This window comes from Blautia sp. DFI.6.71 (assembly GCF_020593585.1).
GTDB classification, from domain to species: domain Bacteria; phylum Bacillota; class Clostridia; order Lachnospirales; family Lachnospiraceae; genus Blautia_A; species Blautia_A wexlerae.
Map to the genome: position 1 here is coordinate 32,855 of NZ_JAJDMJ010000029.1, position 14,052 is coordinate 46,906.

Sequence of the window (14,052 nt, forward strand, 5' to 3'; positions counted from 1 at the left end):
CTCCCGGACTATCAATAAATAATTGGAAATTTTTGCACCGGACCGGTGCGTGAAAATAAGAATACTGATAACGGCTGTTGCCGATGAATCTACTTTAGCATGTCTATGCTATAAAAACAAGATACCACTTTTTATTTTTCGTATTTGTTTATAATTCTTTTATAAATTTACCGATTGTTTCAGAAATTCGACATACTTTGAACATAATTTTCCCATATAATAAATCTTGGATAGATGAAAAACCACTCTCTATCTCCCCCCTCAAAAAAACAAAACAGCTCTCACAGAAATGTGAGAGCTGTTTGTTTTTTTGTTAATGTTCACTGGTAATATCCTGCGAGGTGTTTTTTGGGTTATTTTCTATTGCAATTCTACTGGCAGTCTTTTATAATGTAGGATATCAATATGATTGAATATTTATGATATCAGTGATAAAAAATTTCAAAAATCTTTATATATAAGATCAACCCACAGATATCATATTTACAGAACATGAAAGAATCGAGGTAATTCCCATGAGCGAAAAAATTACAGTAGTTGCACTGGGCCACAGAGCATTAGGAACCACCTTACCGGAGCAGAAAATCGCTACAAAAAAAGCAGCCAAAGCTGTCGCAGATCTTGTAGAAGCCGGAAATCGTGTAGTCATTTCCCACAGTAACGGTCCACAGGTTGGAATGATCCACACAGCCATGAATGAATTTGGCAAAACACATCCTGACTATACATTTGCACCTATGTCCGTATGTTCGGCAATGAGTCAGGGCTATATCGGATATGACCTCCAGACCGCAATCCGCGCAGAGCTTATTTCCCGCGGTATTTATAAACCGGTAGCTACTATCCTTACACAGGTTGTCATTGATCCATATGATGATGCTTTCGCTGAACCGGAGAAGATCATCGGACGTGTCCTTACAGAAGAAGAGGCTGAAGCCGAAGAGAACAAAGGAAACTTTGTCACTAAACTGGCTGACGGCACTTATAAAAGAATCCTGGCAGCTCCGAAACCGCAGAAAATCGTAGAGCTTGAAACAATCCGCACACTTGTAGATGCGGGCCAGGTAGTAATCGCAGCAGGCGGTGGCGGAATCCCGGTTATGGAACAGGGAATCGATCTTCATGGTGCAAGTGCGATCATTGAGAAAGACCTTTCCAGCGGACTTCTCGCACAGGAATTAAATGCAGATACTCTTCTGATCCTTACCAGTGTTGAGAAAGTAAGTCTGAACCTCGGTCAGGACAATGAAGAATATCTTAATACAATTTCTGTAGATGATGCCAAGAAATATATGGCTGACAATCAGTTTGCCCCAGGCTCCATGCTTCCTAAATTCGAAGCCGGAATCTCTTTTATCGAAAAGGGAGATAACAGAAGAACGATCATCACAGATATTGCACATGCAAAGGATGGATATTTCGAAAAAACCGGAACTATCATTAAATGATTCTATAGCAATCCTCGTAAATAATACATTTAAGAGGATTGCTATATTTTATCTGACAATACAAAAAGACATATACCAGAGCAATACATATCATCTTGCCGGTATATGTCTTTTAATTATCATATTATGATGTCAGATTCAAAAGTTTACCCCTGACCTGATATTACATAGATTTACGTTCCGCAATCTCTGCCATCTTCGCTTCGTTCAGACGAGTATCACCATGCACACGGCTGTAGGAAAGATATCCGTTCATACGGTCAATCTTTGTCAGATTCTTGGAACCGCAGACCGGACACACGTCCATTTCAAGTTCCTCATGTCCGCAGTCATCACAGTAAGCAAGGGAAAGATTTACTCCCTCATAATATCCCAAAGACATGGCTCTGCGGATCAGAGTGCGTATTGCTTCACGATTATAATCGATCGGATAACGTACATACTGAATCTTACCGCCGTTGCACAGCTCCCAGAAACGTCCCTCCAGATCCTGTTTTTCAATCGGAGTTACATCTTCAGTCACATGACAGTGGAAACTGTTGCTTACATAAGGACGGTCAGAAACCCCTTTCACAATGCCATACATCTTACGGAACTGTTCCACCTGAAGTCCACATAAACTCTCTGCCGGTGTTCCGTAAATTGCATAAAGATAACCATCTTTCTCTTTAAATTCATTCACTTTCCTGTTGATATATTTCAGCACATCCAGTGCAAACTGCCCGTCTTCAACAATGGATTTGCCATTGTAAAGTTCCTGAAGTTCATTTAATGCAGTGATTCCGAAGGATGCTGTCATTGGTTTCAGAATCTTGCCAATCTTTTCATTCGGTTTCAGATGTCCACCGTAAAATCCTCCCTCACAATATGCCAGCGGATTGGTTGACGCACGCATCTGTCCCAGATAATCATAGGTACGGATATGCAGATTACGGATCATCTCAAGATAGAAATCCAGCACTTCGTAGAAATCCCTGCTCTCTGCTCTGGCTTTGGCAAGGATCATTGGAAGATGAAGGCTTACCGCACCGATGTTAAATCTTCCCACAAACACAGGAACATCCTTATCATCTGCCGGATACATACCGCCTCTCTCGTACCAGGGGCTTAAGAACGCACGACATCCCATAGGACTTATAACCTTTCCATACTGCTTGTACATACTGGAAATATATCCTTTTCCTGACATGGACAGCCAGTCCGGATACATAGTCTTGGCAGAACAGTCAACCCCTGCCTCAAATACATCCTCACTGATCTTGCCTTTTCCATGGATATTTTCATCATAAAGGAATACGATTTTCGGGAAGAGTACCGGTTTCTTGCGTCCTGCCTTACCCTGTCCGCCTTTATGCACTTCAAGAAGAGAAATACTTGCCATCTTCTCGAACTGCTTTGTTCCAAGTCCAAGAGTTACAGTTACAAATGGATAATCCCCTCTGGAAGATCCGACTGTATTCAGCTTATACTCAATCCCCTGCCATCCCTGGTCAAAATCTCTGCGGACTTTGTCAAGCGCATACTCGATCGCACGTTCTTCACGTCCTGTCCAGCTCTCGTCAGAGTATTTCATAAATTCCTGGATATATTTATCGTAACTCTTCTGTGCATAAGGTGCAAGGATCTTGTCTACTTCCGGTACTGTGAATCCGCCATACTGCTGTGCAGCAGTGCTCAGGATAATATCACCCATAACATCAAACGCAGTATCCAGTGTCTTAGGCTCATTGTACCATACATTTCCCATCTCAAATCCGCCGCTGAGTACAGATGCCACATCAAAGAGACAGCAGTTCATGGTATCCAGACGTGCAGACTGGTCATGAATATAAATATAACCATCTTTACATGCCTGAAGTTCATTACGATTCATAAAAAATTTACGATAAAGCTCTTTGTTCAGTTCATTAAAGATCAGGCTTCGCTTTGTAGCTACAAGCGCACTGTCTGTATTGGCATTACTCTTATCACCAATATAACGGATTGCCTGACTTTTGGTATATACATCATCCATCATATGGATAAAGTCAAGTTTGTAATTTCTGTAATCGCGGTAGCTCTTAGCCACTGCCGGGTTCACTCTCTCAAGTGCTCCCTCTACGATGTTGTGCATCTCCTGGATCTCTATCTCATTCTTTCCCAGTGCCTCCGCATGTTCTTCCGCAAACTGGCAGATAAATTCCTTCTCTTTATCCGAAAATGTGTATAAAATTCTGGCTGCCGACTTATTTACTGCTGCTACGATCTTCTGTGAATTAAACTCTTCTCTCGTACCATCTTTCTTTATAACATATATCATACCTTTCACTCCCATATACAATATATAGTATTTTTTTCTTTCATTCACCACAATTCGCTCTATATGTGGTACGTTTAACAAGTATAGCACAGTCTCTGTCAAAAAGAAAGGGGCAAAAAATTATTCGTCATATTGCCGAATTTGATACATTATCAGAAAATTTTCTTGACCATCCGAAGCCACTGCCGATACCTCATCTCCTGTATACAATTCCACTTTTTCTTTATGCTCCGGTTTATTTTCATTGATTCTTATAAAATAATTTTAACATTTTACCCTGATCTTGCAAAGCTGAAATTGTCAAACGCCTACTTTCCTGTTATAATAGCTGAGTAAAAGACTATAGAAATCCTCTTAAAAATACCTTTGAAAGGATTTCAAAATTGTAGGAGGAATCCAATAATGGAACAGATTAAAATTCCTGACGGGTATCAGTCAGCTTTAAATCTCCATGATACCCAGATTGCCATTAAAACTGTGAAAGATTTCTTTCAGCAGACACTATCACAGAAACTGAACCTGCTTCGTGTTTCTGCTCCTGTTTTCGTAAACCCGTCATCTGGTCTGAACGATAACTTAAACGGCGTGGAACGTCCGGTAAGCTTTGATATCAAAGGCCAGCCGGAGAATGCTGAGATCGTACACTCTCTTGCCAAATGGAAGAGATATGCATTACAGAAATATGGCTTTGCTCATGGTGAAGGACTTTACACAGACATGATCGCGATCAGAAGAGACGAAGATCTGGACAATATCCACTCCGTATACGTAGATCAGTGGGACTGGGAAAAAATCATCAGTAAGGAAGAACGCAACATGGACACACTTATTTCCACAGTACGTGCTATCTACAGCGTTCTCCGCAAGACCGAAAAATATATGGCTGTTCAGTACGATTACATCGAAGAAATCCTTCCGAGAGAGATCGCATTTGTCAGCACCCAGGAACTGGTCGATATGTATCCTGATCTCACTCCAAAGGAACGTGAATACAAGATTGTCAAGGAAAAAGGTGCCGTATTCCTTATGCAGGTCGGCAAAACCTTAACCAACGGAGAACGCCATGACGGACGTGCACCGGACTACGATGACTGGGAATTAAACGGCGATATCCTTGTTTATTATCCTGTTCTCGACATTGCTCTGGAGCTTTCTTCCATGGGTATCCGCGTTGACGAGGATGCGCTTGACAGACAGCTTACCATCGCAGGCTGTGACGACAGACGTGAGCTTCCTTTCCAGAAAGCAATCTTTAACCAAGAACTTCCATATACTATCGGTGGCGGCATCGGCCAGTCCCGTATCTGTATGTTCTTCCTCAGGAAAGCACATATCGGTGAAGTACATGCTTCCCTGTGGCCGGAAGAAGTAATGAAAGAAGCAGCAGCAAAGGGAGTACAGCTTCTGTAAAAAAGCCGTAAACCTGGAATACTAAGAAATCACAGACACACAGATGTGTAAATACACAATGTATATCTGAGTGCCTTATCAGACAAATGTAACGGGGCGAATACAAAAGTGAATATTTTATTTTTTTTAACACCTAAAAGTGATGTAGCATATATATTTGAAAATGAGACTCTTCGTCAGACTCTTGAGAAAATGGAACACAGAAAATTTTCCTGCATTCCGCTTCTGAGTCTGGACGGGAAATATAAAGGAAGTATTTCCGAGGGTGATCTTCTCTGGGGAATGAAAACCTTAAATGTTCCCGGACTGAAAGAAGCAGAGAGCATTTCCATTATGGCAATCCCGCGAAGAGCAACATATAAGGCAGTTCACGCAGATTCTGACATGGAGGATCTGCTGGACAAGGCAATCAACCAGAATTATGTTCCGGTTGTAGATGATCAGGGATACTTTATCGGCATCATCACCCGTAAAGAGATCATCAAATACTGCTACAAAGAACTGAAGAAATATATAAAGGCTTCAGATTCATAAAAAGAGCTGCCGCATTGCAATTTTTCAATTGCTAATGCGGCAGCTCTTTTTATATTCTTTATAACGTCTCAGCAGACTTCAACAAAATTCCTGTTTTTCCTTTTTCTGTGCCAGAAGCTTTCCGAACAATGCTGCCAACACCTGCTGAAACAGAGTTCCGATCATTACCGGAAACATAACTTCACCCGGAAAATATGCAGCTGCGATCACCGCTCCTGCGCTGATATTGCGCATCCCGGTTCCATACATCATGGAAACCGCCGTACTGCGATCCTTTCGGAAGATATACGCCACAAACCAGCCGAGTGCATATCCGGAAGCAGCCAGGACAAGGATTGCCAGTGCAACCTTCACCCTCTGCATATTCATATCCCGGATATATGGTGCTACTTTGGAAGAATTGGACGTTACCACAAATATCAGTGCCAGCTTTGAAAAAGGCGCCAGCTTTCCCGGCCATGTTTCCATTACTTTTCCATCTGTGATCTGATTTAATACCATCGCAACAACAGCAGGAAGCGCAACCATAAATATCAGTCCCCGCATCATCCTGGCAGGATCTATGGTCACCGCAGAGCCCAGCAGGATCTTCAGCGTAGCCGGGATCAGAAAAGGTGCCAGTACTGTATCCAGCACTACCAGAGACAACGACAGAGGACTGTTTCCATCATAAATCGTCACCCACATCAGACTTACCACTGCAGTGGGAACTGCAAACTCCAGTACCATTCCGGTAATCAGCTCCATGTTATTTCCAAAGAACAGATGACCTGCCCCGCAGGCTGCTGCCGGGATTACCACATGGACCAGAAGCATGATAATAAGCAGTGAGCCCGGATGTCGGAACACATTTGCCACATCTTTAAATCTTGACTTCAACGCCCCGGCAAATGTCATAAACGCAAATACGGCCGGCACATAAGGCAGACCGCATTTGGCAATATCAGGAAAACACACCCCCAGCAACAGACAGGTCGGTGTCACCAGGGCCATCCATTTTTCTATAAAACTGTTAAATTTTTTCAGCATCTTATAAAACCTTTGAAAGGAAGTCTTTCAGTCTAGGATTCTTCGGATTCGCGAAAAATTCTTTCGGAGTATTCTCTTCCTGTATCTTACCATCATCAATAAAAAGAACTCTTGTTGCCACTTCTCTTGCAAATCCCATCTCATGAGTAACTACAACCATGGTCATACCTGACTGCGCAAGTTCTTTCATCAATTCCAGAACCTCACCTACCATCTCAGGGTCAAGTGCGGAAGTTGGCTCATCAAAAAGCATCACATCCGGATTCATGGCAAGAGAACGTGCAATGGCAATACGCTGTTTCTGCCCGCCCGAAAGCATATCCGGATATGCATTGGCTTTATCCGGAAGACCTACACGTGCCAGAAGCTCATCCGCTTTCTTTGACGCTTCATCCTTTGTCATCAGCTTCAGTTCTACAGGTGCCAGCATAATATTCTGTTTTACAGTTTTATGCGGAAAAAGATTAAACTGCTGAAATACCATTCCAATCTTCTGACGGTGTCTGTTAATGTCAACCTTCGGATCTGTAATATCAGTTCCCTCAAAGAGGATCTGACCGCCTGTCGGAACCTCCAGAAGATTCAGTGATCTCAGGAAAGTAGATTTACCGGAACCGGAAGGACCAATGACGGCTACTACTTCTCCCTGACAGATATCTGTTGTAATTCCATCGAGAACCTGATTTGTACCAAAAGCTTTCTTCAGATCCTTTACCTGGATCAGTACATTCTTATCGCTCACTGGTTCTTAATCTCCTTTCCAGTTTATTCATACCCCATGTAAGGATTCCAACGATCACAAGGTAAATCGCTGCTGCTGCCATCAGAGGCCAGAACGCATTGTATGTACGGCTCTGGATCAGCATAGCTCCTTTTGTCAGGTCCATCATACCGATATAACCGATGATGGATGTCTCTTTGATCAGCACGATAAATTCATTTACCAGCGCAGGAAGTACATTCTTAAATGCCTGCGGGATAATGATCAGTCGCATGGTCTGGCTGAAATTCAGACCAAGGCTTCGTCCTGCCTCTGTCTGTCCCTGGTCAATGGACATGATACCGGAACGGACGATCTCAGCTACATAGGCACCTGAGTTGATACCAAAGGCAAGTCCGCCTACAATGATCTTGTTAATACTTACAGCACCAAAAATTACAAAGTTCATGATCAGCAGCTGGATCATGGTTGGTGTTCCACGGATTACAGTCAGATAAACTCTGCAGATCGCATTGAGGATCTTAAAGGAGCCTGACTTATCGTGCGCAGAACGAATGATTGCTACAAGGAAACCGATGATCAGACCTACAATTACCGCAAATATTGTGATAATGAGGGTTGTTTTCAGTCCATCCAGAAGCCATAGATAGCGGTCATCTTTAATAAAGTTCAGATAAAAATCTTCTTTTACACTCGCTAATATCATAGGATTATTCATAAAAACCTCTGTTCCGAAAAGAGAGCTGTTGGCAGATCGTCAACAGCTCTGTTATTTGTTATTTTGATACTTATTTCTTTACAATAATTACCTGGCTTGCATCTGCATAGGTATCTGTAAAGTCAACACTTGATTTACGGTCTTCTGTTACAGTCATACCTGCTGCACCGAAGTCTGCTTTGCCGGACTGTACTGCCGGAAGGATGGAGTCAAATTCCATATCTTCAATCTTCAGTTCATATCCAAGCTTATCACAGATTGCCTGAGCGATATCAGCATCGATACCAACGATATCATCACCTTCATGATATTCATATGGTTCGAATTCAGCGTTAGTAGCCATTACCAGAGTTCCGTTGGAACGGTCAACATCTTTCGGTGATTCATATGGAGTCTTACCGGCATCTTCACCAATGTAATTGTCCATGATGCTGTCGATAGTTCCATCCTCTTTCAGTTCCTTGAGAGCTCCGTTAATCTTGTCAAGAAGTTCATCATTGCCTTTCTTTAAGCAGATTGCATATTCTTCTTCCTCGAATGGCTCATCCAGAATCTTGAGATCATCATTATTCTCAACAAATTTCTGAGCTGGCTGTGAATCGATGATCACACAGTCGATCTGTCCTGCCTTTAATGCCTGAACAGCTTCACTTCCCTTGCTGTAACGTTCTACTGTAGAACCATCTTTCTCATAATCAGATGCATCAAGGTCACCTGTTGTACCAAGCTGAACACCGATTGTTGCTCCTGCAAGATCATCTTTGGATTCAACTTTCTGAGCTGCGGATACGCTTCCTGCCATGGAAAATACCATTACTGCACTGAGTGCAAGAACTGCAAATCTCTTTTGATCTTTCATCTTTTTTCCTCCTCGCATCCGAAAGTATATCTACGGCTGCCATCTTTTTACCTTCTTCAGACAACAGCGTATAATTATGCGTTTCGGTTGTATATTTTTGTTTTTAATTTTAACATACTTTCTATAAAATGCAAGGTAAAACTTGAATAACAGATATATTTTCCATATAATGTATAATACATAACTGTTCCGGGAAGGGCAAAATGTTTTTTTACATGAAGGTCACAGAAAAACTTTCCCGGTAAAAGATTCGTAATTTTCACTTTTTCATAACATTTTTTCTATATGATACAAGAGGTGTATAAATATTTAACCAAATAAGGAGGCTTTTCTGATGAAATTTACAAAAATGCATGGTATTGGAAATGATTACGTATATGTAAACTGTTTTGAGGAAACTGTGGAAAATCCTTCCGCAGTAGCCAGATATGTCAGTGACCGTCACTTTGGTATCGGTTCCGACGGACTGATCCTGATCAAGCCATCCAAAATCGCAGACTGCGAGATGGATATGTATAATCTCGACGGTTCCCAGGGTGCCATGTGCGGAAACGGTATCCGCTGTGTTGCCAAATATGCCTATGACTACGGCATCGTAGACAAAGAACATATTTCTGTTGCTACAAAAAGCGGCATCAAATATCTGGATCTTACTGTAGAAAACGGAAAGGTATCCCAGGTTAAGGTAAATATGGGTTCTCCGATCCTGACCGCCAGACAGATTCCGGTAGTGTCAGAGAAGGAGGAAGTTATCAATGAACCTCTGGATGTAAACGGAAAAATCTATTACATAACCGCTGTTTCCATGGGAAATCCCCACGCTATTGTTTATATGGATGATATTGACCATCTGGATATTGAAAAGATCGGCCCGGCTTTCGAGAATCATGTTGCATTTCCGGATCGTGTAAACACTGAATTTGTAGAAGTGATCGATGAACATACTGTAAAAATGCGTGTATGGGAACGCGGTTCAGGCGAAACTCTTGCCTGCGGCACAGGTGCATGTGCGGTAGCAGTCGCTTCTGTTCTGAACGGACATGTAGACGGTGACAGTCCTGTCACTGTAAAACTTCTCGGCGGTGACCTGCAGATTTTCTGGAACAGACAGGAGAATCTTGTTTACATGACAGGCCCGGCTGCCACAGTATTTGACGGTGAAATTGATGTAAGCTTTCTGAAATAAAAAACTGTCTGAAACTGCAGTAAATAACAGACAGCTTATCTGCTTCAGCTGCCGGTCACAATATTACGCAACAAAAAACGGATACACACCATTCAGCTGTGGTTATGTATCCGTTTTTCATCAACTTTTACACTGCAAATTCCAGTATTCTTTCCACAATAAATACCGCAGCACATGCGAATAACGCAACTGTAAGAAGACTTTTCTCCTTATATGCCGCGATCAGTGCCACAATAAATCCCACAGCAGCCGAGATCACACTGTCTGTGGCAAAAAGGATCGCCGGAAATGTCATGGCTGCCAGACATGCATAGGGAACATAGTACAGAAATGATCTGATAAACGGACTTGTGATCTCTTTTCTGGAAAGAGCAAGCGGGAGCATACGGATCAGATATGTAACTGCTGCCATTACCAGAATGTAAATATAAATATTATGACTCATGAACACCCTCCTCCTCTTTCTCATCCTCTATCGGACAGAAGTATGCGGCAGCCCCTGCCACGATCAGTGTAGTAATAATGATCACAAAACCTGACGAAACCTCCGACAGAAACGGAATCACTTTAAACAAAGTGCTGATCAGCATTGCTGCCACGACAACTGCCAGTACTGCCTTATTCTGCTTTGCCGGAGGAATAATAATTGCAAGGAACATACCGTAAATAGCCACGCTGAGTGCACTCATCATAAAATCCGGAAGAAGATTTCCGGAAATTGCTCCTGCCAGGGTTCCAAGTACCCATCCCGGGATTGCCACACACATGGCACCATAATTATAAAATGCGCTTACCTTTCCGGGCTGACTGGCACTGATCCCGAAAATCTCATCCGTCACACCAAATGCTGCAATATAGCGGTGAACCAAAGATTCATCTCTTCTGAATTTCTGAGCAAGGGAAAATGACATCAGACAATATCTCAGATTAATGATCAGCTGTGTCAGTGCCATCTCCCAGTAAGAGCCGCTCATTACCATGATCTCAAGTCCTGCAAACTGCCCTGCTGAAGTCACGTTTGTCAATGAGATCAGCACAGCCTGCCAGATACTCAGTCCATCAGCAACTGCCATCATGCCAAATGTAAACGATACAGCAAAATATCCCAGTCCTATGGGAATACCATCCTTAACTCCTTTTCTGAAGCTTTCACTTCTCATGTTTCTCTCCTCCTGTTACCTTTTGTGATCCTTTGATAACTGTTTAACTCTTTCACAGCTACAACTTTCGTATTTACTGATACACACAGATAACCCGGAGAACAGTATTCTGTCTCCGGGTTTCAGTCAGGATTATCTGATCTGTTTTATTGCATATGCATAAATTCTCTTATAAGTCCTCATAGAATAATGAACACCATCATCTGTATAACCGCGAAATTCACAGCGAGTCGTATAACCACATCTCATCAGATAAGAATAACTGTTGATCCATGTAAAATTCCCGTTCAGTCTCTGTCTGAGTCTGTTATTAAATCCGCGGATCTCAGACTCCTTTCGCGTGGATTTCATTGCCGTATTACATGGATTCACAGACATATAAAATAATTCACAGTTCCTGGCAGTCAGCTTTCTGGATAATCCGTTCATATAAGAAGCATAGTCTGACGCAACGGAATCATAACTGATGGACTCCCTGTTTTTGTGGATCAGGTCATTTACTCCCAGATTGAAAATAACTGCCACCGGCTTCGCATTGTCATCCATCCCGCTTATTTCATTCAGCAGTTCCTTTTCTCCGTATTTTTTCATCCAGTCAAGCCCCTCTCCTGTCTTGCATACAAATCCAACTTTCTTTAAACTGTCAGAACTGCATTGCTGCTTCAGAGTACTGCGAAGCATTGCTGTGCGGGAATCTCCCACAAAAATAATCTTATCATATTTCTCCACACTGTCCGCAAGACCGCCTGCATAAATATCCGGTTCCTGATTCCATTTATACTTCACCGGATAAAGATGAATATTTTTCGTAACCTGAATTTTCTGATATGCCTGATACATTGGATTACAGGTCTGTCCGGGAACTGTTGACCATCCCAGAAATGTATATCCCCTCTTATTCACTTCCACAGGAAGAATCACAGAACCACCGCTTTTCACTTTCTTTTTTGTGATTCCTCCTGAAGTCTCTATTGTAACTGTTTTCGTGGATGTTTTTTTCTTTTGCACTGTTGAATTCTTAGCAGTCTGCATTATTGCCGCCTGTGCTGCAGACGGGGGTGCTGCACATATTAATACACACGCCAGAAAAAATAATAACATTCTTCTTACACACATCTGTCTCTTCTGTTTTCTCATTATTGCCTTCTTTTATGATTTCATATATTATCTGTTATTTTTACCGGTACTTACAGCAATTTCGCTGTCTTTTCTCTTCACCATACTGCTTCGCAGTCAATTTGACCAAACAGTTGTATTTCAGTTTACATCATCTGACAGAAACAGTCAACAGTCTTCGCCACTGCCTTTACATTCTTTACAGACTCCATACAAAATAGAATTCTTACACTGCAGGGTAAATCCATGACTTTCTTCAATATGATGAGAAATTTCTTCCATAAAATGACATTCCAGATGAATGATCTTTCCACATTTTACACACTTCAGGTGCAGATGCTGTTCACATCCCCGTCCCGGTTCTACATACTGATAAGCAGCCTGGCAACCTTTCTCTGCAACATATTTGATCACAGTTCCATCCTTTGCAAGCTTGTCCAGATAGCGGTAAATGGTTGTGATATTTACCTCACTGTCATGTTTCTTCAGATACTCATCCACATCAGCAGCTGTAACCGTATGGTCATTACTGTTTTTCAAATATTCAAGTATTTTTCTGCGGCTTGCTGTCGCATAACTGCTTCCTGCCATAATTTTATCATTCCTCCTAAAATCAGCTTCTTCTGACAGAGCAGACTCGGTTAATCAGAAAACAATTCCTGCAAATTCAATAATAATTCCCCAGAATACACCAAGTCCATAAAGTACTCCCACAATTTTCAGATTCTGAACCCTGTCTCTGTTCAAACGAAACAGAATCAGAAGCCCAACTCCTGCATTTACAAGAAGTCCCGCCATCATCGCCCCGGCTCCGATAATATGATCCAGATATAACTGGGTGATTACTACAGAAGAAGCGCAGTTGGGAATCAGTCCCACTAAAGCTGCGATCAGTTCACCTGCAATCGGTGTTCCTGTAAAAAGTCCTGCCAGTGTCTCTTCTCCGACTAATCCAATGATAATATTTAAAGCAAGAGAAATCAAGAAAATGTACACAAAAACTTTTAATGTGTGAAATGCTGCTGAAGAAATAACTCCATGTTCACAATGGCAGCGTTCTTCTTCACAGATTTCATGAATATCCACATCAGGTTCCTGTTTCTTCAGAATATGTGTGTAAACATACTCCAGCACCAGGCCGGAAAGTATTCCGATCACCGCTTTGCAGGTCAGGATTTTCACAATTGTAACTACAGGAACTGCATTGGAGATCATGATCGGAAACATTTCATCTGAAGTAGACAGATACACCGCGATCAAAGTTCCCACTGTGATCACACGTCCGGCAAAAAGGCTGGATGCCGCTGCCGAAAATCCACACTGTGGGATCACTCCCAGAAGTCCACCCCATACCGGTCCGAATTTTCCGGCTGTACGGATTCTCTTTCGTGCTGCCGCACCTGTCTTATGCTCCATCCATTCCATAAACAGATAAGTAAGAAAAAGAAAGGGTAGCAGCTTGATGCTGTCTATTACTGAATCTAATATAATCTCTGACATATAGTTCTCCTTATATTTGCAAATTCTGCTCGAACGGTACGCCTATTCCGAAATCGGCGGTACATTCATTCT

At 42.1% G+C, this 14,052-nt stretch carries 14 protein-coding genes; 4 read left to right on the plus strand and 10 right to left on the minus strand.

Annotated features, from left to right (window positions below; genetic code table 11):
* Nucleotides 1-515: 515 nt before the first annotated feature.
* Nucleotides 516-1,448 (plus strand): carbamate kinase, encoded by a 933-nt coding sequence (gene arcC / locus LJE12_RS12485; protein ID WP_022380486.1) that lies wholly within the window; start codon nucleotides 516-518, stop codon nucleotides 1,446-1,448.
* Between the two features lie 163 nt (nucleotides 1,449-1,611).
* Here the strand turns inward: arcC and nrdD are convergent, their stop codons facing one another.
* Nucleotides 1,612-3,747, minus strand: a complete 2,136-nt coding sequence (gene nrdD, locus LJE12_RS12490; protein WP_022380487.1) for an anaerobic ribonucleoside-triphosphate reductase — start codon at nucleotides 3,745-3,747, stop codon at nucleotides 1,612-1,614.
* A gap of 402 nt (nucleotides 3,748-4,149) precedes the next feature.
* Here nrdD and asnA point away from each other — a divergent pair, with 402 nt between their 5' ends.
* Nucleotides 4,150-5,157 (plus strand): aspartate--ammonia ligase, encoded by a 1,008-nt coding sequence (gene asnA / locus LJE12_RS12495; protein WP_227226842.1) that lies wholly within the window; start codon nucleotides 4,150-4,152, stop codon nucleotides 5,155-5,157.
* Nucleotides 5,158-5,265: 108 nt separating this feature from the next.
* Complete coding sequence (locus LJE12_RS12500) at nucleotides 5,266-5,691, plus strand: CBS domain-containing protein (protein ID WP_022380489.1); 426 nt, start codon at nucleotides 5,266-5,268, stop codon at nucleotides 5,689-5,691.
* Nucleotides 5,692-5,769: 78 nt separating this feature from the next.
* Here LJE12_RS12500 and LJE12_RS12505 read toward each other — a convergent pair whose 3' ends face one another.
* The 4 genes from LJE12_RS12505 to LJE12_RS12520 form a co-directional block, all read right to left on the minus strand.
* Nucleotides 5,770-6,720 (minus strand): bile acid:sodium symporter family protein, encoded by a 951-nt coding sequence (locus LJE12_RS12505; RefSeq protein ID WP_227226841.1) that lies wholly within the window; start codon nucleotides 6,718-6,720, stop codon nucleotides 5,770-5,772.
* 1 nt (nucleotide 6,721) lies between these two features.
* Nucleotides 6,722-7,462, minus strand: a complete 741-nt coding sequence (locus LJE12_RS12510; RefSeq protein WP_008706482.1) for an amino acid ABC transporter ATP-binding protein — start codon at nucleotides 7,460-7,462, stop codon at nucleotides 6,722-6,724.
* Entirely contained in the window at nucleotides 7,452-8,159 is a 708-nt protein-coding gene (locus LJE12_RS12515; protein WP_227226840.1) for an amino acid ABC transporter permease, read from the minus strand. Before LJE12_RS12515 ends, LJE12_RS12510 begins: the two co-directional genes overlap by 11 nt.
* A gap of 70 nt (nucleotides 8,160-8,229) precedes the next feature.
* Nucleotides 8,230-9,018: a transporter substrate-binding domain-containing protein gene (locus LJE12_RS12520; RefSeq protein WP_227292205.1), complete on the minus strand. Its 789-nt coding sequence runs from the start codon at nucleotides 9,016-9,018 to the stop codon at nucleotides 8,230-8,232.
* A 334-nt stretch (nucleotides 9,019-9,352) separates the two neighbouring features.
* Between LJE12_RS12520 and dapF the strand changes: the two genes are divergently transcribed.
* Nucleotides 9,353-10,204, plus strand: a complete 852-nt coding sequence (gene dapF, locus LJE12_RS12525) for a diaminopimelate epimerase (RefSeq protein WP_022380493.1) — start codon at nucleotides 9,353-9,355, stop codon at nucleotides 10,202-10,204.
* Between the two features lie 127 nt (nucleotides 10,205-10,331).
* On the opposite strand, the gene LJE12_RS12530 is transcribed toward dapF, so the two are convergent.
* The 5 genes from LJE12_RS12530 to LJE12_RS12550 form a co-directional block, all read right to left on the minus strand.
* Nucleotides 10,332-10,649, minus strand: coding sequence for an AzlD domain-containing protein (locus LJE12_RS12530; RefSeq protein ID WP_008706474.1), 318 nt, complete (start codon nucleotides 10,647-10,649; stop codon nucleotides 10,332-10,334).
* A complete protein-coding gene (locus LJE12_RS12535; RefSeq protein WP_025578184.1) occupies nucleotides 10,639-11,364 on the minus strand; it encodes an AzlC family ABC transporter permease in 726 nt (241 codons plus the stop codon). The genes LJE12_RS12530 and LJE12_RS12535 overlap by 11 nt, the downstream gene beginning before the upstream one ends.
* Nucleotides 11,365-11,496: 132 nt before the next feature.
* The gene (locus LJE12_RS12540) at nucleotides 11,497-12,501 is read right to left on the minus strand and encodes an InlB B-repeat-containing protein (RefSeq protein ID WP_008706471.1); all 1,005 of its coding nucleotides are present in this window, start codon (nucleotides 12,499-12,501) and stop codon (nucleotides 11,497-11,499) included.
* A 147-nt stretch (nucleotides 12,502-12,648) separates the two neighbouring features.
* A complete protein-coding gene (locus tag LJE12_RS12545; RefSeq protein WP_008706467.1) occupies nucleotides 12,649-13,071 on the minus strand; it encodes a Fur family transcriptional regulator in 423 nt (140 codons plus the stop codon).
* A 54-nt stretch (nucleotides 13,072-13,125) separates the two neighbouring features.
* Entirely contained in the window at nucleotides 13,126-13,980 is an 855-nt protein-coding gene (locus tag LJE12_RS12550) for a putative manganese transporter (protein ID WP_118633392.1), read from the minus strand.
* Between the last annotated feature and the right edge of the window lie 72 nt (nucleotides 13,981-14,052).

Excerpts from the sequence above, each read along its gene's own strand:
- arcC (WP_022380486.1), top strand. The coding sequence starts at position 516 with ATGAGCGAAAAAATTACAGTAGTTGCACTGGGCCACAGAGCATTAGGA.
- nrdD (WP_022380487.1), bottom strand. The coding sequence starts at position 3,747 with ATGATATATGTTATAAAGAAAGATGGTACGAGAGAAGAGTTTAATTCA.
- asnA (WP_227226842.1), top strand. The coding sequence starts at position 4,150 with ATGGAACAGATTAAAATTCCTGACGGGTATCAGTCAGCTTTAAATCTC.
- LJE12_RS12505 (WP_227226841.1), bottom strand. The coding sequence starts at position 6,720 with ATGCTGAAAAAATTTAACAGTTTTATAGAAAAATGGATGGCCCTGGTG.
- LJE12_RS12515 (WP_227226840.1), bottom strand. The coding sequence starts at position 8,159 with ATGAATAATCCTATGATATTAGCGAGTGTAAAAGAAGATTTTTATCTG.
- LJE12_RS12520 (WP_227292205.1), bottom strand. The coding sequence starts at position 9,018 with ATGAAAGATCAAAAGAGATTTGCAGTTCTTGCACTCAGTGCAGTAATG.
- dapF (WP_022380493.1), top strand. The coding sequence starts at position 9,353 with ATGAAATTTACAAAAATGCATGGTATTGGAAATGATTACGTATATGTA.
- LJE12_RS12530 (WP_008706474.1), bottom strand. The coding sequence starts at position 10,649 with ATGAGTCATAATATTTATATTTACATTCTGGTAATGGCAGCAGTTACA.
- LJE12_RS12535 (WP_025578184.1), bottom strand. The coding sequence starts at position 11,364 with ATGAGAAGTGAAAGCTTCAGAAAAGGAGTTAAGGATGGTATTCCCATA.
- LJE12_RS12540 (WP_008706471.1), bottom strand. The coding sequence starts at position 12,501 with ATGAGAAAACAGAAGAGACAGATGTGTGTAAGAAGAATGTTATTATTT.
- LJE12_RS12545 (WP_008706467.1), bottom strand. The coding sequence starts at position 13,071 with ATGGCAGGAAGCAGTTATGCGACAGCAAGCCGCAGAAAAATACTTGAA.
- LJE12_RS12550 (WP_118633392.1), bottom strand. The coding sequence starts at position 13,980 with ATGTCAGAGATTATATTAGATTCAGTAATAGACAGCATCAAGCTGCTA.